Source organism: Streptomyces sp. NBC_01306, assembly GCF_026340465.1.
In the GTDB taxonomy this organism is placed as follows: Bacteria; Actinomycetota; Actinomycetes; order Streptomycetales; family Streptomycetaceae; genus Streptomyces.
This window is the reverse complement of record NZ_JAPEPC010000001.1, coordinates 7,128,449-7,146,336: the sequence shown is the minus strand read 5'-3', so window position 1 is coordinate 7,146,336 and position 17,888 is coordinate 7,128,449. Positions and strand designations below refer to the sequence as shown.

General features: G+C 69.7%; 16 protein-coding genes. 9 read left to right on the top strand and 7 right to left on the bottom strand.

What is annotated here, in order from left to right:
- Positions 1-2 precede the first annotated feature (2 nt).
- The 4 genes from dgoD to OG385_RS31680 form a co-directional block, all read right to left on the bottom strand.
- On the bottom strand, positions 3-1,148 hold the full coding sequence (gene dgoD / locus OG385_RS31695) for a galactonate dehydratase (RefSeq protein ID WP_266859997.1): 1,146 nt from the start codon (positions 1,146-1,148) through the stop codon (positions 3-5).
- Complete coding sequence (locus OG385_RS31690) at positions 1,145-1,888, bottom strand: FadR/GntR family transcriptional regulator (protein WP_266859995.1); 744 nt, start codon at positions 1,886-1,888, stop codon at positions 1,145-1,147. The genes dgoD and OG385_RS31690 overlap by 4 nt, the downstream gene beginning before the upstream one ends.
- 77 nt (positions 1,889-1,965) lie before the next feature.
- Entirely contained in the window at positions 1,966-2,724 is a 759-nt protein-coding gene (locus tag OG385_RS31685; RefSeq protein ID WP_266859993.1) for an SDR family NAD(P)-dependent oxidoreductase, read from the bottom strand.
- A gap of 211 nt (positions 2,725-2,935) precedes the next feature.
- Positions 2,936-5,092: a right-handed parallel beta-helix repeat-containing protein gene (locus OG385_RS31680; protein WP_266859991.1), complete on the bottom strand. Its 2,157-nt coding sequence runs from the start codon at positions 5,090-5,092 to the stop codon at positions 2,936-2,938.
- Positions 5,093-5,398: 306 nt separating this feature from the next.
- On the opposite strand from OG385_RS31680, the gene OG385_RS31675 reads away from it, so the two are divergent.
- Genes OG385_RS31675 through OG385_RS31640 form a run of 8 tightly spaced genes read left to right on the top strand, consistent with a single transcriptional unit; the run spans position 5,399 to position 13,687 of the window.
- Positions 5,399-6,658: an ABC transporter substrate-binding protein gene (locus OG385_RS31675; RefSeq protein WP_266859990.1), complete on the top strand. Its 1,260-nt coding sequence runs from the start codon at positions 5,399-5,401 to the stop codon at positions 6,656-6,658.
- Entirely contained in the window at positions 6,645-7,625 is a 981-nt protein-coding gene (locus tag OG385_RS31670) for a carbohydrate ABC transporter permease (RefSeq protein WP_266859989.1), read from the top strand. The genes OG385_RS31675 and OG385_RS31670 overlap by 14 nt, the downstream gene beginning before the upstream one ends.
- A complete protein-coding gene (locus OG385_RS31665; RefSeq protein WP_266859988.1) occupies positions 7,622-8,458 on the top strand; it encodes a carbohydrate ABC transporter permease in 837 nt (278 codons plus the stop codon). The genes OG385_RS31670 and OG385_RS31665 overlap by 4 nt, the downstream gene beginning before the upstream one ends.
- 2 nt (positions 8,459-8,460) lie before the next feature.
- Positions 8,461-10,404, top strand: a complete 1,944-nt coding sequence (locus tag OG385_RS31660) for a hypothetical protein (protein WP_266859986.1) — start codon at positions 8,461-8,463, stop codon at positions 10,402-10,404.
- A gap of 4 nt (positions 10,405-10,408) precedes the next feature.
- Positions 10,409-11,194 (top strand): ribonuclease activity regulator RraA, encoded by a 786-nt coding sequence (locus OG385_RS31655; RefSeq protein WP_266859984.1) that lies wholly within the window; start codon positions 10,409-10,411, stop codon positions 11,192-11,194.
- Positions 11,191-12,129 (top strand): aldo/keto reductase, encoded by a 939-nt coding sequence (locus OG385_RS31650; protein ID WP_266859982.1) that lies wholly within the window; start codon positions 11,191-11,193, stop codon positions 12,127-12,129. Before OG385_RS31655 ends, OG385_RS31650 begins: the two co-directional genes overlap by 4 nt.
- Positions 12,126-13,007, top strand: coding sequence for an amidohydrolase (locus OG385_RS31645; RefSeq protein ID WP_266859980.1), 882 nt, complete (start codon positions 12,126-12,128; stop codon positions 13,005-13,007). The genes OG385_RS31650 and OG385_RS31645 overlap by 4 nt, the downstream gene beginning before the upstream one ends.
- Positions 13,007-13,687 carry a GntR family transcriptional regulator gene (locus tag OG385_RS31640; RefSeq protein ID WP_266859979.1) on the top strand — a complete coding sequence of 227 codons (681 nt, stop codon included), beginning with the start codon at positions 13,007-13,009 and terminating at the stop codon, positions 13,685-13,687. The genes OG385_RS31645 and OG385_RS31640 overlap by 1 nt, the downstream gene beginning before the upstream one ends.
- A gap of 164 nt (positions 13,688-13,851) precedes the next feature.
- Here OG385_RS31640 and OG385_RS31635 read toward each other — a convergent pair whose 3' ends face one another.
- Both OG385_RS31635 and OG385_RS31630 read right to left on the bottom strand, forming a co-directional pair.
- The gene (locus OG385_RS31635; RefSeq protein WP_266859977.1) at positions 13,852-15,297 is read right to left on the bottom strand and encodes an amidohydrolase family protein; all 1,446 of its coding nucleotides are present in this window, start codon (positions 15,295-15,297) and stop codon (positions 13,852-13,854) included.
- 57 nt (positions 15,298-15,354) lie between these two features.
- Positions 15,355-16,305, bottom strand: coding sequence for an amidohydrolase family protein (locus OG385_RS31630; RefSeq protein WP_266859975.1), 951 nt, complete (start codon positions 16,303-16,305; stop codon positions 15,355-15,357).
- A gap of 69 nt (positions 16,306-16,374) precedes the next feature.
- On the opposite strand from OG385_RS31630, the gene OG385_RS31625 reads away from it, so the two are divergent.
- On the top strand, positions 16,375-17,232 hold the full coding sequence (locus tag OG385_RS31625; RefSeq protein WP_266859973.1) for an IclR family transcriptional regulator: 858 nt from the start codon (positions 16,375-16,377) through the stop codon (positions 17,230-17,232).
- 120 nt (positions 17,233-17,352) lie between these two features.
- On the opposite strand, the gene OG385_RS31620 is transcribed toward OG385_RS31625, so the two are convergent.
- The gene (locus OG385_RS31620) at positions 17,353-17,568 is read right to left on the bottom strand and encodes a CocE/NonD family hydrolase C-terminal non-catalytic domain-containing protein (RefSeq protein WP_266859972.1); all 216 of its coding nucleotides are present in this window, start codon (positions 17,566-17,568) and stop codon (positions 17,353-17,355) included.
- Positions 17,569-17,888: the final 320 nt, after the last annotated feature.

Genomic DNA, 17,888 nt, shown 5'->3' with positions numbered 1-17,888 from the left:
GCTCACCACTCGGCGAAGGCGCCGTCGTCGTACCGCCACACCGGATTGCGCCAGGCGTGCCCGGACCGGTCGGCCGCGCGTACGGCGCTCTCCTCCACCGTGACACCGAGCCCCGGCAGGGCCGTGCGCCGCGCCCGTCCGCCGACGAAGCGGAAGGGTTCGGTGTCCACGACGTACGAGAGCAGGTCGGCGTCCTTGTTGTAGTGGATGCCCCGGCTCTGCTCCTGGATGAGGAAGTTCGGGGTGGCGAAGGCGATCTGGAGACTGGCGGCGAGTGCGATCGGGCCGAGGGGGCAGTGCGGGGCGAGTTGCGCGCCGTAGGTCTCGGCGAGCGAGGCGATGCGGTGGACCTCGGAGATGCCTCCGGCGTGCGAGGGGTCCGGCTGGGCGACCGCGATGCCGGCCGTGAGGGCGGGCAGGAAGTCGGCCCGCCCGTACAGCCGTTCGCCGGTGGCGATGGGTACGGAGGTGGCGCCGACGAGGGCGGGCAGCAGGTGCCCCTGTTCGGGAAGGAGCGGTTCCTCCACGAACAGCGGGTGCAGCGGCTCGATGGCGTGCAGGACCCGGCGGGCGCCGGCCGGTCCGAATCTGCCGTGCATGTCGATGGCCACATCACGGCCGGGGCCGAGGACCGCACGGGCGGCGCTCACCCGATCGACGACGGCGGCGGTCTCCGCGGGGGTGGCGAGGGGTGTGGTGCGGCCCGCCGCGTTCATCTTGACGGCGGTGAAGCCGGCCTCGACCTGGGCGGTGATCTCCTCGGTGAGCTGGGCGGGTTCGTCGCCGCCGACCCAGGCGTAGACCCGCACCTCGTCGCGGACCGGACCGCCGAGCAACGCGTGCACGGGCGCGCCGTAGGCCTTGCCCGCAATGTCCCAGAGGGCCTGGTCGATACCGGCGACGGCGCTGGAGAGAATCGGGCCGCCCCGGTAGAAGCCGCCCTTGCTGAGCACCTGCCAGTGGTCCTGGATGCGCAGCGGGTCCTTGCCGATCAGGTATTCGGCGAGGACATCGACGGCGGCGCGTACGACCTCGGCCCGGCCCTCGACGACGGGCTCCCCCCAGCCGACGATGCCCTCGTCGGTCTCGATCCGGCAGAACAGCCAGCGTGGCGGTACGAGGAAGGTCTCGATACGAGTGATCTTCACCGGTTCGCGGTCCCCTCGTCGGTGGCCGGCCGGGTGCCGTGGGCCCGGTCGAGGTCCCGTACGGCCTGGTCGAGCAGGTCCCGCATGGCGCGTTCGGCGGCAGCCGGGTCCTGGTGGCGTACGGCGTCGAGCACAGCCCGGTGGCTGGGTACGGGGTCCTCGCCGTGCGGCGAGCTGTGCACGATCTCGTCGCGGTGCGCGAGGCCCGACTCGATGACCATCTCCATGCGTTCGAGCAACTCGTTGTGGGTGGCCGCGAGGAGCGCGCGGTGGAAGGCGAGGTCCGCCTCGACCGCGTGGGCCGCGCCGCCCGCCTTCTCACCCATCGCGGCGAGGGCCGCTTCGAGTGCGTCCAGGTCGGCATCGGTGCGTCGGGCGGCGGCCAGCCGGACAGCGGCCGGCTCGATGATGCCGCGCACCTCGCCGAGGTTGTGCAGCAGTGCCAGGTCGGTGCCGGAGCCGCTGCCACCCGCGAACTGCCAGCGCAGCACGTCCGCGTCGAGGAGGTTCCAGTCGGCGCGGGCTCTGACGAAGGTGCCGCGTTTCTGACGCGCGTCGACCATCCCCTTCGCGGCGAGGACCTTCAGGGACTCCCGCAAGGCGGTCAGGCTGACGTCCAACTCGGCCTGCAGCGCCACGAGATCGAGGGTCGCTCCTTCGGGGATCTCGCCGCTCAGCACCCGGCGCGCGAGAGTCTCCACGGTCTGGCCGTGCACTCCGCGGCGCGCGTATGGCGTCATGTCTGTGTGCCTTCCTGGTGTGCGATTGACGATGAGTACAGAGACGGTCAGGTCCTGCGCTACGGCTACGGAGAGGGTCAGGCCGAGGCCTTGACGACGGACCAGCCGCCGTCCACCAGCAGGCTCGATCCCGTGATGTAGGACGCCTCGTCGGCGGCGAGAAACGCGATCGCCGCCGCGGCCTCCCCGGGGGTACCGAAACGCTTGGCGGCAGTCTCGGCGACGCTCTGCCTCCGGTCATCCTCCGGGACCCGGTCCCATGCCCCGGTGAGGATGGGGCCGGGCAGGACGGCGTTGACTCGCACCTCGGGTCCGTACTCCACGGCCAGTTGTCCGCACAGAGAGAGCAGGGCGCCCTTGGACGCCGCGTACGCGGGATGCCCGGGGATGCCCTTGTGGGCGTGGACCGAGGAGGTGAGCACCACGGCGCCGCGGCGTTCACGCAGGTCGGGAAGGACCGCACGGAAGCCGAGGAACGCTCCGGTGAGGTTCACCGCGAGCTGGCGCTCCCACGAGGTGACGGTCATCTCGTGCGCGGGGGTGACGTCGACCGTGAAGGCGTTGCTCACCAGGATGTCGACGGCGCCGAACGTGTGCGCCGCGGAGACAATCCGCCCCCAGTCGCCCTCGTCCGCGACGTCCGTGCGGACGAAGAGGGCCCGGCTGCCCGCCGCCCGGATGCCCCCGGCGACACGCTCGCCCGCGTCCTCGGCGATGTCGGCGAGGATCACCGCGGCGCCTTCGGCGGCGAGCCGTTCGGCGGTGGCCGCGCCGATGCCCGACGCGGCTCCGGTGACCACTGCCACCTTGTCGGCGAAGCGGGTGTTTCCGTTCATGGGTCTGTCGGCTCCTCGGGTGGTGAAGCTGTCGGCGATTCCGCACGCGCGCCCACGGAACGAGGGCCCGGCCTCCTGACCCAGGCGGCCGGGCCCTCGTTCGGCTGGTACAGAGTGACGGGGCGAGCGGGCCACCGTCAAGATTAATTACTAATTTATATGCTGGCTTGACCAGGCCGGTCCCCTGCCCCGCAGCTCTCGGCCGGGCGGGTCACGAGAGACCGATCCGGCTCATGGGTATCGGCTGGTAGCCCGGGAGTTGAGCGGCGATCAGGTCGTCGTTGCCCAGGGTCGGCTTCCCGTCCACGACCGTCACGACGCCGGGGTCGGCGGTGAGCGACAGATTGCGGTCGACCGTTCCGTACGTGCGCGCGGACGGGGCGATGTCCAGCGCGGCGACACCGCAGAGCGCGTTGTACTCGACGACGTCGTACTTCGGGTAGGCCGGCTGGTCGTCGGCGATGTTCACGAGGTGCGGATAGCGCGAGCGCCACGGCTCCTTCTGGTAGGGAACGGCGGCCAGCAGGTCGTACATCCCCCACGCGCCGCCGGGTGCCACGTCCCCCGCCGCCCAGTTGAGCCCTCGTTCGTCGAGCGTCACCGAATGGACGGACGACAGGATGATGTTGTTGCTGATGACATTGTCCCGGCCGCCGCCGATCTGGAAGGCGGTGTCGACCTTGTAGAAGATGTTGCCGAACGCCGTCGTTCCGCAGAAGCAGTCGTCGAGGTAGATGCCCGAGGCGAAGAGGGATCCGCCGCTTCCCACGATGTCGTGCAGGAAGTTGTAGCGGATGACCGTGCCGCGTCCGGTCCACTCCCGTCCCGCGTAGATGGCGCCGGCGTCGTTGGTCTCCTTCACCACATCGTTGATCTCGTTGTACTCGATCACGTGGTCGTTGCCCCGGAAGACGATGGCGACGTGCGGCGCATCGTAGATGTGGTTGTTGGCGACGTGGTTCCCGACACCGGCGAGTTCGACCGCGGGGCTGTACGTCAGCTGGAGGCGGCTGTAGTCGTGGATCTCGTTGCCGACCGCCCGGTTGCGCGCCGGGGTGAGGGTGGCCCGGTCGCCGCCGGCGAGGGCGATGCCACCCTGGCCGGTGGCCTGGATGTGGCAGCCGCGGACCTCGTTCCCCGATCCGCCGTGCGGGCCGGCCGAGACGCTTGAGTCGCCGATCGTGACCGCGCGACCGCCCAGGAGCCGCAGGGTGCAGTCCGCGACCGTGTTGGACGTGCCGTCCGTGATGACGATGCCGTCGCCTCGCGACCCCTCGAACACAAGGTCCGAGAACGTGACGTGCGAGCAGCCATTGAGGACGGCCATCGGGTCGGCGAGCAGCGACAGTTGCACCGACGCGCCGGACAGGTCGCCCGGCGGGTACAGATACAGCTTCCCGGTGGCCCGGTCGAGGTACCACTCGCCCGGCGAGTCGAGCTCCTCCAGCACGTTGTAGTAGTAGTAACGCCGGCCCGCCCCGACGGTGTACATGCTGGCGGTCCTGGTGGAGATGGTCTGCGCCGCCGGGTCGATCGCCTTGATCTGAAGGTTGCCGTCGGCCCACTCGTAGAACCAGTAGCCCTGCATCCACACGTCGCTGGTGTCGGCCCAGGTCGACGGCCGGGGGTCGGTGTACGTGAACGTGGCCCCCTTGGCGAATTCGGCGGCCATCTTGTCGGGGTCGCCGAGGACACTGCGGGGGTTCCCGCCCGGGTCGATGACCTGACCGACGGCGAGGAACTCGGTGTTCGGGTAACGGGCGAGGGTCATCGCCTCGCTGTTGAAGAACAGTTCGGGCGGGGTGACCGCGCGCGGCAGGCCGTATCCGGTCTGGACGATCTGGCCGTAGTCGGTGATCCCGAGCGCCTTCAGGTCGAACTCGCGGACGGTGTCGCGCGACCCGGCCGGGAGGCGGTCCCGTATCGCCTGGTCGCCGACCGGCCCGAAACCGGTAGCGGGCAGGTCCACGCCACCCACGAGCCGGACCTGTTCGCCGTGGTAGGCGGCGTAGGTGACCGGGCGGCCCGGCGCACCGGAGTCCTGCGCTTCGAGGGTGAAGCTCCGCGTCCGCCGGTACGTGCCGCCCCGGAGGAAGACGGTCACCGGTTGAGCGGCACGGCCCGGCGCGGCCCGCCGCCAGGTCCGGATCACGTCGCGCGCCTTCTCCAGCGTCGCGAACGGCGCGGCCTTCGTGCCCCGGTTCGAGTCCTTCCCGTCCGTTGCCACGAAGAAGGTCTTCTGCTCCTCGGCCCGGTCCCGCCGGTCACCGGTACCGGCGTAGGCCGGTCCGGCGATGAGGGCTGCCGACGCACCGGCCCCGACGGCACCGGCGGCCTTGAAGAGATCACGTCGCGAGAATCTGGACATGTAGTGCCCTTTCGTAGGTACCTACTGGAACCGGGCCCTCGGTCCGGGGCGAACAGCGCCTCCGGCCGAGCCTTCGTTGCGGGATGCTCCGGCTATCGATAATCGCTGAGCGATAAGTAGTGGGTCGGCAGTGGCGAGTGTCAAGGGATCCTTCAAATCCCGCCGCAAGAAACCGAGTTCATGCGCCTCACAGGTTGCGAACCGGTAACGCTGCCGTTGCCGACCCTTGACCACCGGCCGACAGGTCCCCGATGGTGAGGTCGCTATCGATAAGCGATAAGCGATTAGCGATCGATGGAGGGTTCGATGGTTTCGGGTTCTCGCCGGCATCTGTTCAAGCTGGGTGCCATCGCCGTATCCGCCGCACTGCTCACGGGCTGCTCGACCGGCACGGACTCCGCAGGCGGCGACAGGAACATCCGCATGCTGGTCAACATCACTCCGGTGCTGACCAAGCAGTTCTACAAGGACCTGGTGGCGGGGTACGTCGCCGGCCACCCCGGGGTGAAGGTCACGATCGAGGCGCCCACCGGCAGGGGCATCGAGGACACGCTGAAGCAGCAACTGGCCGCGGGCAGCCCGCCCGACGTCCTCGCCGGCGGGCAGAACACGGCTCTCGCCGCGCAGATGGCGCCGCTGCCCGACGCACAGTGGGTGAAGGACGCACCGTTCGCGGAGGCGTCCAAGCTCGACGGCAAGGTGTGGATGGCCGGTACCGGCGTCCAGCTCCAGTCGCTGGTCTTCTACAACAAGGCCGCCTTCGCCAAGGCCGGTGTCACCGGGACGCCCAAGACCTTCGACGAGTTCACCGCCGCGCTGCGCAAGCTGAAGGGCGCCGGATACACGCCGATGCAGACCGGCGGTGAGTGGACCACCGGCGCGCAGGCCCTGATGATGGCCAACCCGAACGTGATGAACACCGAGCCGCAGTGGTACGCGAAGCGGAACAAGGGCTCCGTGACCTTCGCCGGCAGCAACTACGCCAAGTACCTGGACGTCTACCAGTCCTGGATCAAGGACGGCCTGGTTCCCAAGGACGCCAACGGCATCAAGTACCAGGACATGATCAACAACTTCACGGCCGGCAAGTCGGCGACGATGGTGATGGGCAACTGGCTGACGGCCTCGCTCGCCGGAGCGAAGCCGGGCTTCGACACGGGCGTGTTCCCGGTCCCCACGTTCGACGGCTCCACGCCGCCGCAGGCCGCCAACCCGGCCATGCCGTACTCGGTGCTCAAGAGCTCCAGGCATGCGGACGCGGCAATAGACCTGGTGAAGTACCTGGTCAGCGACAAGAAGGCGATCACGAAGGCGCTGAGCGCGGAGGGCAACTTCCGTACCGGATACAGCTACAAGACCACCCCGCTGACCAACGACATCGCGAAGCTCCTCGACAAGGCCGGCGGCAAGACCGTCGCGATCGGCCCGGGACTGGGCGACAACTCATCCCCTGCGGGCTTCCCCGATGAGTTCAACACCCAGGTCCAGAGCATGTATCTGGGAACCACAGCCGATCAGGTGGCGCGGGCCATGGACAAGTGGTGGGCCGCGAATGCGCCCAAGTAACGTGACGCTCACCGCTCCTGGACCACCGGACAACCCGCCGGTCCAAGAGCGCCCCCGTCGCACTCACCACACTCCCCCGCGCCCGCTGCGCGTACGCGCCGCCCGCAGCCTGCCCAGCATCTTCATGGTCGGCCCCGCACTGGCTGCGGTCGTGGCCTTCATCCTCATCCCCGTCGTGGTCGCCGGACGGCTCAGCCTCACCGACTGGGACGGCTTCTCCGACAGTTACAAGTCCCTCGGCCTGGACAACTACGTTCAGCTGTTCCACGATCCGGGCGTGGCGAACGCGGCGTACGTCACGCTCGTCATCGCGGTGGTCGGCACCCTGGCCTGCAATGTCCTCGGCCTGGGCCTCGCGGTCATGCTCAACGGCGAGGGGCGCGCCAAAGCGGTACTGCGGGGCCTGTTCTTCTACCCGCATGTGCTCGGCGCGGTCATCATCGGCTTCCTGTGGTCGGCCATACTCAGCAGCGAAGGAGCGGTCAACACCCTCCTCACCGCGGCACACCGCTCGAAGATCCCGTTCCTGTCCGATCCGCAGTGGGCGCTCGCAGCGGTCGTCTTCGTGGTGGTCTGGTCGACGTTCGGCGTGAACGTGGTTCTCTACCTCGCCGGGCTGCAGACGATCCCGGAGTCGCTCCTGGAAGCGGCGCGGATCGACGGCGCCTCACGCTGGCAGACGTTCCGCCAGGTCGTGCTGCCGATGCTGGCACCCACCGTGACGATCAACGTGGTCCTCGTACTCGTCCAACTGCTGCGGGTCTACGACCTGGTGCTGGCGATGACCGACGGGGGTCCGGCCGGCCACACGCAGACGTACGCGTACCTGGTGCTTTCGGAGTCGTTCCTGAACGGGAAGATCGGCTACGCCTCGGCCCAGAGCATCGTCCTCATGATCGTCATCACGGTGCTCGCCGTCGTGATCGTGGCGCTGCGCCAGCGCAGCGAGAAGGCGGTGGAACAGTGAACCGCACTGCAGGCAGCCGCGTCGGCTCGGTCATGCTGGGCCTCTTCGCCCTGGTCATGCTGGCGCCGCTGTACCTCGTGATCGTCAACGCGTTCAAACCGGAGTCGGCGATCCGTCAACGGCCGTTCTCCGCCGCCCCGGGGTTGCTGTCCACGGACTATCTCCGAGCGGCACTGTCGTCACCGGACTACAACATCGTCAAGTCGTTCGGTGTGACGGTGATGTTCGTGGTCCTGGTCAACGTGCTGTCCCTGGCACTGGCCGGTCCGGCCGCCTACGTCATCGCGCGGGGTACCCGCCGGTGGCACAAGGGGATGCTGCTGGTGTTCCTGGCCGGGCTGTTCATCCCCGGGCAGGTCCTGGTCATCCCGGTGATCTACGTACTGCGCTTCACGGGCCTGATGGGCACGATCCCCGGATTCGTCCTGTACGAGGCGACGCTGACCCTGCCGCTGTCGATGTTCCTGTTCGTGGGCTACATCAAGTCCATCCCCCGGGAGCTCGACGAGGCGGCGCAGATCGACGGCGCGGGCCGGCTGCGCACCTTCTGGCAAGTGATCTTCCCGCTGATGCGGCCGGTCGTGGTCACCGCGATCGTCCTGCACACCATCGGGGTCTGGACGGACTTCGTGAACCCGCAGATCGTACTGGGCCCGACATCGGGCCTGTATACCGTCATGACCGGGGTGTACTCCGCGATCGGCCTCCACACCACCGACCTGTCCGTGGTCTATCCGACGCTGCTGCTGGCGATCGCACCGGTACTGGTCTTCTTCGTGATCATGCAGCGCAAGATCGTCGGTGGCCTCACCGCCGGCGCGACGAAGGGGTGACCGTGGGCAAGCACATGGTGAGCGTGACGGCGTCCGTGCCGGCCGGTGAACCGCCCGCCTGGGCCGTACTGCAAAGGCAGTTGTTCTCGGTACTGGACGAGGCATGGCGGGTTTTCGAGGACCGGTACTGTCACTCCGACGGCGGGCTGCGCTTCGACGGGGTCCTGGAAGGCCGTGACGGAGCGGACGACTTCTACGAACCGTTCTTCAACTGGCCGATGCTGTACCAGCTCGGCGGGGCGGACGACCTGCTCGACGCCAGCAAGAAACACTGGAACGGCATCACCCGGCAGCTTTCCGAAGCCGGGTTCCTGGTCGACGAGTACGAGCGCGGGTACGACTGGTTCCACCAGGGCGAGTCGCTGCTGATGTTCTACGGGATCTGCGCGGCCGACCCGTCCGACGACGCGTTCCGCCGGCGGGCGCTGCGCTTCGCCGACCTCTACCTGCCCACCTCGCCCGTCGGGAACGTCGACGGCTCGCAGCGGATCATCCGGGCTCCGCACACCGGGGCCGGCGGGCCGCGCCGTGGCGTGGATGACGCATGGGCGCAGGGGTTCGGCGCGGAGCTGACCAACATGAAGCCGTACGGCCTGCCCCTGGAGGACCTTCCCGGGATCGACACCTGGGACGATCTGGCCGACCCCGGTAACGCGCGGCGTATGGGCGAGGCGATGAACCGGCGGCTCGGCGACGGCGATGTCGCGGTGAATCTCGCGTCCACCTCGCTGATCGCCAACGCGTGGCTGTACACGGGCGAGGACCGGTACCGCGACTGGCTCGTCGACTACGTGCAGGCCTGGCGGGACCGGGCCGCCGCCGCGGGCGGCGTCATCCCCGACAACGTGGGGCCCTCCGGCGAGGTCGGTGAGCTGCACGACGGCCGCTGGTACGGCGGCCCGTACGGCTGGACCTGGCCGCACGGTCTGCACAGCGTCGGCGCGGTCGCGGTCGTCGCTGCCATGAACGCCGCTCTGGTCACCGGCGACAACGCGTGGTTCGACCTGGCCCGCGCCCCGCTGGACCGGGTGCTGGACGAGGCGACGCGCGGGCCGGTCCGTGACGGTGACTCCAGCATGGCCATGACCTGGCTCCAGCGCCTCGGGCCCGATGCCGGCAGCGACCTGCAACTGGTGCCCTACCGGTACGGCCTGCACGGCTGGTTCGACCACCAGCCGCTGCAGATCGCCTTCCCGGCCTGGATCTGGTGGTGCTCCGGCGATCCGCAGGACCGGCAGCGGCTGGACCGCGTGGAGCGGGACTGCGGCTACGACTGGACGACCGTGCACGCCTTTCGCGACAAGGAGGAGGCCGGACACGAGGCGCCGTGGCTCGCCTACCTCGACGGTCGCAACCCCGACTACCCGGCCCGGGCCCTCGGCATGGCGCTGGGGCAGGTCGCCCGCAGGATGGCACTCGTCCGCGAGGATGCGACCACCGCCCGCACCGATGACATCCACTGGTGGCAGCGGCTCAATCCCGTGGTGACCGAGATTCTGGTGCAGCTGACCACGGGCGCTCCCGCCACCCCCTACAACGGGGGGCTCCAGCAGGCCCGGGTGCGCTACTGGGACGCCGACCGGGGCCGTCCCGGCCTGCCGGCCGACGTCGCCGCCCTCGTCGAGGAGCTCGACGAGACCCGGGTCGGCGTCCAGTTGGTCAACCTGAGCCATACGCGCGAGCGGCGTGTGGTCGTGCAGGCCGGCGCGTTCGCCGAGGACGGCATCGACCATGTCGTGGTGGACCGGCTCGACAGCGGCTACCCCGGCCCGAACCGCGCCTACCGGGCCGACGAGTTCACGACCAGTACCCGGCGCACGGACGTGCGCGACAGCCACCTGCTGGTGACCCTGCCGCCGGGGACCCGGCTCGGTCTGACCATGCAGGTGAGGCGCCGTCAGTTCACCCCGAGCCACCCGACGTTCGACCGATACCAGGAGAAGTAGAATGATGAGCGATGAGCAGGCCCAGCCGGTGTTCTCCCTTCCGGTGCGCGGCGACACATACCGGCGTGCCGATGCGGAGCTGGTGGACCAGATGGGCCAGGTGAGCAGCGCCACCGCCTGCGCGAAGCTCCACGGCCTGGGCATCAGGCGCACGTGGATGGAGGGGCCGCAGCCCCTCGCGACCGGGCAGAAGATCGCCGGGTCGGCGTTGACGCTCCAGTTCATGCCGCAGCGCGAGGACATAGCGAGCGGCCTGGCCCAGGAGGCCGTCGAACGCCAGACCGCCCTGTGGGCGGTGCTGGAGGCGGTGCAGCCCGGCGACGTCCTCGTCATCCAGGCGTACGGGTCGGCGTTCAGCGGCTGCGTCGGCGACATGCTCGTCCGCTACTTCAAGCGCAAGGGCGGCGCCGGGATCGTCGTCGACGGCCGGATCCGGGACGCGCCGCGGGTACGCGAGCTCGGCGTGCCGATCTGGTGCACCGGCACCACCCCGCACTACGCCTCCCAGTCGGAGCTGTTCCCCTGGGCGTACGACGTGCCGGTTGCCGCCGGCGGAGTGCTGTGCCTGCCCGGCGACATCGTGGTCGCCGATGACGACGGCGCCGTAGTCGTCCCGCAGGCGACCGCGCCGGAGGTGGTCACCACCGCCCAGGACCACCAGGAGTGGGAGGTGTTCAGCCGGATGCGTCTGGACCAGGGCGCCCGGCTCGGCCACTACTACCCGCTGACGTCGGAGTCGCGCGCGGAGTACGAGCAGTGGCGCGACCAGAAGCGGTCGTCCCAGCGATGAACCATGTCTCGGGCCCGGGTGTGCTGGGCCGCACCGGACTCACGGTCGGCAGGCTCGGCCTCGGCTGCGCACCCCTGGGCAACCTGTACGAACCGGTTCCGGAGCAGGACGCCGCCGGCACGGTGCGTGCCGCGCTGGCGGGCGGGACGCGCCTGTTCGACACCGCCCCGCGGTACGGCAACGGCGTGTCCGAACAGCGCCTCGGCCAGGCGCTGGCCGGGGTGCCCAGGTCCGAGGTCGTCGTCGCGACCAAAGTCGGATACCTGCTCACCGACGACGGCGCCGAGCCGGACTTCTCCTATGACGGCACCATGCGGTGCCTGGAGGAGAGCCTGACCCGGCTCGGCCTGGACCGGGTGGACATCGCGCATGTGCACGACCCCGACCACCATGAGCAGGAGGCCCTCGCGGGGGCCTTCCGCGCCCTGGTCGAACTGCGGGAGCAGGGCGTGGTGTCGGCGGTGGGCGCGGGCATGAACCAGAGCGCCATGCTGGAACGGATCGTCGCGCGGGCCGACGTGGACTGCGTGCTGCTGGCCGGTCGGTACACTCTCCTCGACCAAGAAGCTCTGACGGGCCTGCTCCCTGCGTGCGAGGCCCGCGGTGTCGGGGTCGTGCTGGGCGGGGTGTACAACTCCGGCCTGCTGGCCGATCCGCGGCCCGGTGCGAGGTACGACTACCGGACAGCCGAGCCGCACCAGGTTGCCGCCGCGCTGGCCATCGCGGAGATCTGTGCCCGTCACGGGGTGCCGATGAAGGCGGCGGCCCTGCGGTTCGCGTGGGGGCATCCTGCCGTGTCCGCTCTGGTCGTCGGAGCCAGGACGGCCGATGAAGTGCGGGAGAACCTCGCCATGGCGCAGACCACCGTTCCCGCCGGCCTGTGGGCGGAGCTGCGCGCGGCGGGGCTGCTCCCGCAGGAGGTGCCCACGCCGTGACCGTCATCGACGCACACGTCCACCTGTGGGACCCCGGCCTGCACGACCACGCGTGGCTGCGGTCCGCGGGCGACCTGCATCGCCCCTTCCTTCTCGACGACCTCACCGCGGCCGCCGGATCGGTGACGGCTGTTGTCGTGCAGGCCGGGCGGACGGTGGACGAGGCCCGTTGGCTGTTGGGCCTGGCGGCGCGGTCCGCGCGGCTCGCGGGCGTCGTCGTCCACGCGGATCTCGCCGATCCGGCCGCTGTGGACACGATCGACGCACTCCGTGCGGAGGACGGGAGTTCGGCACTGGTCGGGGTCCGCGACCCGGTCGGGGCGGGCGAGGGCGCCCGCCTCGGACTGCCCCAGGTGCGGCGCTCGCTCGCGGCCCTCGGTGAGCGGGGCCTGACGATGGACCTGCTGCTGGGGCACGGGACCCTGCGCGAGGCACAGGCAGCGGCCAGGGACCTGCCGCAGGTGCGGTTCGTCGTCGACCACGCCGCCATCTCGGCCGTCGACGTGCGGCGCGAGGGCCTCGGCGAATGGGCGGCGCAGCTGACGCCACTGGGCCGGCTGCCCAACGTGGTGTGCAAGTTGTCCGGACTCGGCAGGGCCACCGCCGAACCGGGCGGAGTGCGCCCGGACGCCGTGGCCCGGGTACTGCTCGACGTGTTCGGGCCGCGCCGGCTGATGTTCGGGTCCGACTGGCCGGTCAGCACCCAGTGGTCGCCGTACGAGGACGTGGCCGGGGCCACGGCCCGGGTGCTGGACGGGTTGAAACCCGACGAAGCCGCCGCGGTCCTGGGCGGAACGGCCGTCAGGGCCTACGGACTTGAGCCGGCGGACACGTCCGCCGGCGACAGGATGACAATGATCCGGCAGAGGGAGCACTGATGACTGGTCTGAACGATCTGCTCGAACAGAACAAGGGCATGACGTCCGGCGGGCTGCTGTCCGACCGCGTGTACCGGCTGCTGCGCTCGGCCATCCTGAGCGGCGAGATGGCGCCGGATCAGCGGATCGTCGAATCCGACATCGCCAAACGCCTGGGCATCAGCCAGGCTCCGGTGCGCGAGGCCGTCAAGCGGCTGGTGCACGAGAGCCTGGTCACTCATGTGCCGCGGCTGGGCAGCCGGGTCGCCAGTATCTCGATCGAGCAGGCTGAGCAGGCACGAGAACTGCGCGGTCTGCTGGAGGAGTTCGCCGCCCGAGCCGCCGCCGAGCGCCGCGCCGAGGGCTACGTCGACCAGCTGAACTCGGTGATCGACGACATGCGGCGGGCAGCCCTGCACGACGACCCGAGCAGCTTCCGCGACAGCGACATGGCTTTCCACCGCCTCGTCTGCCAGGCCAGCGGAAACCACCTGCTGCCGCGGTTGTGGGAGGTGATGGAGCCCAGTCTCTGGACCCTGCGCGTGGTGTCCAACCCGTTCTACACCGGCAGCCGCGACAAGCTCGTCGACGAACACGCCCGCCTGCTCGACATCCTCGTCAACGGCCGGGAGGACGAGGCCGCGGAGGCCTTCCGCCGCCACGCGACCGGCACGGCCGGGCCTTCGCAGCACGACGAATAGGACCATCCGGCTGCGTGCGGCAGGCGGGCGCGACCCGTACCGCGACCGTGTTCACCCAGGTCCGCGGTGGACGGTACGGGGAGCTGTCGGCGTACGTAGAACCGGTGTGCCCCGGGTCGTCATCGCCGAAGCCCCGGTGGTGGGGAGCAGGGGGCCTGCTGCGATCAGTGGGCGCCTGGCCTGGCGGCGATGCGTTCCAGAATGGCGTCGAGTTCGGCGCGGGACCACCAGGACCCGTCCCTCATCACTCCCGCGATCTCACGGAGAGCGGTGTGGTCCTCCAGCGGGTCCTCGTCCAGCAGCACCAAGTCGGCAGGCATACCGGTCACCACACGACCGAACCGGCCTTCCTCGCCCAGGAATCGGGCCGGCTCCGTGGTCGTCGTCCGAAGAATGGTCAGTGGGTCGAGTCCGGCCTCGGCGAGGTAGTCGAACTCGTCGTGGAGAGCGAAGCCCGGGATGACTCCCGCGGCCCCGCACGCGTCGGTTCCCGCGACCATCGGGACTCCGGCGTCGGCGAAGGTCTTGGTCATCCTCAGCTGCGCCGACCAGTGGTTGTGCAGGGCGTTGCGGGTGAGGTCGGGGAGCTTGGCGAACTTCTTCGCCGACTTGTCCCAGGTACGCAGTTCCTCGGGGGCCATGTAGCGGCGCCTCGGGTCCTGGCTGTGTTCGGGTGAGTCGGCGAACTGCTGGGTGTGGACCCGGATCAGGGTCGGGCACTGCCAGGTGGTGTGTTCGACGAACAAGACGGCCAGTTCCTCCGCCTTCTGCTGGTCGTAGGAGCCGTCGGCGAGGTTGTAGGCGTGCGCTTCCAGTTCGGACGTACCGGTCGCGGGGTTCGTCACCATTCCCTTGATCAGCTTCATCGCCAGCTTGTCGGCACCGGGGATCTTGATCTTCGGGATCGGAGGGAGCTTACGGGTCGCGTTGCTCGCGCGGACCTCACCCTCCTTGGAGGAGGCCGCGGCGAACACGGTGACACCGGGGCCAAGGTGCTCGATCGACCACACCCCGCCGCGTGCGGCCTCCCGGGGGTCGAGGTCGGCGGGCAGGTGACCGCCCAGGCGGATACCCAGGCGGTTCGCCTCCTCCAGAGCCGCCAGGAAGGTCGCCCTGGTCGTCATGCCCGCCTTGACGAAGTCGGCACCGTCCCGGTGCTGTTCCCGCACGGCCTGCACCGCACCATCGGCGGTGCTCGCGTTGAGCGGCGTCAGCAGGTCACCGGCGGTCGACTTGAGCGCGGGGGCGCCGGTCGGCTGCGGCAGCGTGCCCTGACTCCGGGACTTCAGCAGCCCCCGGTTTCCCGACATCTGCCGGAAACCGACGACGCCGTTGGCCAGCATCAGCGCATACGTGCCGTCGACGTCCTCGGGGGTGTTCAGGGCATGCATGTGCATATCCATGAACGCCGGGACGACGAACCGGCCCCGCCCCTCCACCACGTGCGCGCCCGAGGTGGGTGCGCCGGTCGACGTCACCGACGTGATCCGGCCTCCTTCGACCATCACGTCCTGACCGGTGGTGCGGTGCCCGTCCAGCGGGTCGATCACGGTGACGTCCTGTACCACCACTCGCCCGTTGATCGACGACGGCTCGACATACCTGCTCATTTCTCTCCTTGTTGTCATCCCGGCTTCGGCCTTCGGGCTTCGCCCTTCGGGTGGCCGTCACGCGTCGAACAGCCGGTGCGCGTTGCGGGTGGTGAGGTCCCGCCAGGTGTCGGTGTCGGACGGCTGCGCCGCCGCGTCGACGGACGCGACTTGGGCGAGCGCCCCTCCCACGGGTGTCCAGCAGTAGTCACTGCCGTACAGGAGCTGCTCGGTGCCGAACGCGGCTTCCAGGGCCGGGATCTGGCGTGGGAAGGGCGTCCCGGCCATGTCGTACCAGAGGCGGCCGAACTGCTCCAGGGCACTGGGCGCGTCCTTGGGGCCGCCCCCCACCACCGCGCTGAACATATCCATCCGGTCGGCGAGCAGCGGCAGCGCTCCCCCGCCATGGGTCAACACCCAGCGAATCCGCGGATAGCGAGTGAGGACGCCGCGCAGGAGCAGATCGCTCGCGGTGCGGGCGGTGTCGAAGAGGAACTCCAGCATCGGCCGCGGCCGGCCCAGGGAAAGCTCCTCGGCGTGCGGCGGTGACGTGGGGTGGACGAAGACGAGGGCGCCTCGGCGATCGAGGTCCTCCCACAGCGGTTCGAACCGGGGGTCGCCCAGGTAGATCCCGTGGTGGTTGGTCTCCACGGCCACCCCGTCCGCGCCGAGCACGCCAAGGGCGTGGGCCGCTTCGGCGAGCGAGCCCTCGACGTCGGGCAGGGGCAGGGAGGCGAAGTGGCCGAACCGCTGAGGACACTCGCTGCGGACGCCTGCGCCGAACTCGTTGACCTGGCGCGCGAGGGCGCGGGCCGCGTCGTCGTCCCCGAAGTGCACCCCCGGAGAGGAGATCGACAGGTAGGACTTCTCGATTCCCGAGCGATCCATCAGGCCGAGATGCTGTTCGACGCTCCACGAGGGCCAGCCGGGCATCCCGTCGGGGTGCTCGATGCCGGCGGACCGGGCCGCGGCTACGTAGCTGTCGGTGACGAAGTGGGCGTGGACGTCGATGAGGCCGGTCTGGGTCATGTGGGCTCCCTGGCTTGCGGGTCGAGACCTGAACGAGCGTAGGAACGGCGCCGTAAAATGGCATGGGTGATGCCGATGAATGAAACACCGAGTTCTGGTGACGGCGCCCGGCCACGGCGCGGTGGGAAGCCCGCTGAGGGGCAACCGGTCATCGATCGGGCGTTCGCCCTGCTCGGCGCGTTCGACAGTGACCATCGTGCGCAGACCCTCGGCGAACTCGCGCAGCGAAGCGGGATCCCCCGTAGCAGCGCTCTGCGGCTCGCCCGGTCGCTGGTCCATGCCGGTGCACTGGAGCGACTCGACGACGGCCGCTACGTCGTGGGGCTGCGGTTGCTGGAGACCGCGTCACTGGCACCGCGTGGTCACGGGCTGCGGTCCGTGGCCATGCCGTTCATGGAAGATCTCTTCCACGTCACGCGACAGCATGTGCTGCTCGCTGTGCGCGAGCAGCACGAGGCCCTGCTCGTCGAGCGGCTTTCGGCGCTCGACGCCAGTCCCGTGCACTACCGGGTGGGAGGACGCCTTCCGCTCACGACCACCGGCGTCGGACTGGTGCTGCTCGCCTTCGCTCCGACAACCGTCCAGGACCACGCCATCGCCACCTACGAGCCGGAACAGGGCCGCCCCCGACAGGGCCATGACGACATCTGCACCCCGGCCGACCTGCGCCGTGTGCTCGCGGAGGTACGGCGCGGTGACCACGTCTTCGGCCGACAGAGCCATCCCTGGCCTTTGAACACCGTGGCTGCGCCGGTGCGGGACGGTGGTGAGGTGGTGGCGGCGTTGTCGGTCGTGGCGCCCAGTACGGGCTTCGCGGAGGCGGGCTACGGCCCGGCGGTGCGGGCTACGGCCCGTGCGGTCTCCCGCCGGCTTGAGGAGGACAGCCGGCGGACGACGCGTCCCGGCAACACCCGCACCGCTCCGTGAGGTCGGTGAGCCGACATGCGCCACGCCGTCGGCGTCGCCTGGTCACGCTCATGCCGATGTGCGTCAGCGCCGACGCGCCGAGCCGGGCACACCGGGCGACCAACTCCGCCCGGTCCACTGTCAGGCCGTAGAAGGGCGACGCCCTGGGATCATCGTGCCCAGGAGCGACCGGCCGCTGATGACGAGGCGGAGCTGTTCACCGGGGTGGAAGGTGAGCCCGACCGGGAGCAGGTCGATCTCGACGTCGACGATCTCGCCGGGTGAGAGCTTCTCGCCCCGGTCGAAGGTGTGGGCCGGGATGTCCTCGGTCGACAGCTTCTCGTCCAGGTGGCGCATCGACCATGGCGCAATCCGCGACAGTCCTCCCTGGAGCCCGAAGGTCGATGAAGGTGCGGCCACATCAGTCGGACGGGTGGTTTCGTCGGACGGAAGGTGGTCGATGCCGGCGTCGTCCCCGGCGCAGTGCAGATGCCGCGGCTGCCGTCCGCGCCGACGGGCAACCGTTACGCCGAACAACGTTTGAATTGACGGAAGTTGGGCCGGAACGCAGGACCGGCCGAACACGAAGATTAGCTCTGGACGAAGTTATTACTTCCCGGTAAGTTGCCGCCGTGTTTCCAAACCACTCGCGACCACTGGTCACCGCACCGGCCGAA

Bases quoted from the DNA above. Each gene is read 5' to 3' on its own strand.
- OG385_RS31690 (WP_266859995.1), bottom strand. From the start codon at position 1,888: ATGACGCCATACGCGCGCCGCGGAGTGCACGGCCAGACCGTGGAGACT.
- OG385_RS31685 (WP_266859993.1), bottom strand. From the start codon at position 2,724: ATGAACGGAAACACCCGCTTCGCCGACAAGGTGGCAGTGGTCACCGGA.
- OG385_RS31680 (WP_266859991.1), bottom strand. From the start codon at position 5,092: ATGTCCAGATTCTCGCGACGTGATCTCTTCAAGGCCGCCGGTGCCGTC.
- OG385_RS31675 (WP_266859990.1), top strand. From the start codon at position 5,399: ATGGTTTCGGGTTCTCGCCGGCATCTGTTCAAGCTGGGTGCCATCGCC.
- OG385_RS31670 (WP_266859989.1), top strand. From the start codon at position 6,645: ATGCGCCCAAGTAACGTGACGCTCACCGCTCCTGGACCACCGGACAAC.
- OG385_RS31655 (WP_266859984.1), top strand. From the start codon at position 10,409: ATGAGCGATGAGCAGGCCCAGCCGGTGTTCTCCCTTCCGGTGCGCGGC.
- OG385_RS31650 (WP_266859982.1), top strand. From the start codon at position 11,191: ATGAACCATGTCTCGGGCCCGGGTGTGCTGGGCCGCACCGGACTCACG.
- OG385_RS31640 (WP_266859979.1), top strand. From the start codon at position 13,007: ATGACTGGTCTGAACGATCTGCTCGAACAGAACAAGGGCATGACGTCC.
- OG385_RS31635 (WP_266859977.1), bottom strand. From the start codon at position 15,297: ATGAGCAGGTATGTCGAGCCGTCGTCGATCAACGGGCGAGTGGTGGTA.
- OG385_RS31630 (WP_266859975.1), bottom strand. From the start codon at position 16,305: ATGACCCAGACCGGCCTCATCGACGTCCACGCCCACTTCGTCACCGAC.
- OG385_RS31625 (WP_266859973.1), top strand. From the start codon at position 16,375: ATGCCGATGAATGAAACACCGAGTTCTGGTGACGGCGCCCGGCCACGG.
- OG385_RS31620 (WP_266859972.1), bottom strand. From the start codon at position 17,568: ATGCGCCACCTGGACGAGAAGCTGTCGACCGAGGACATCCCGGCCCAC.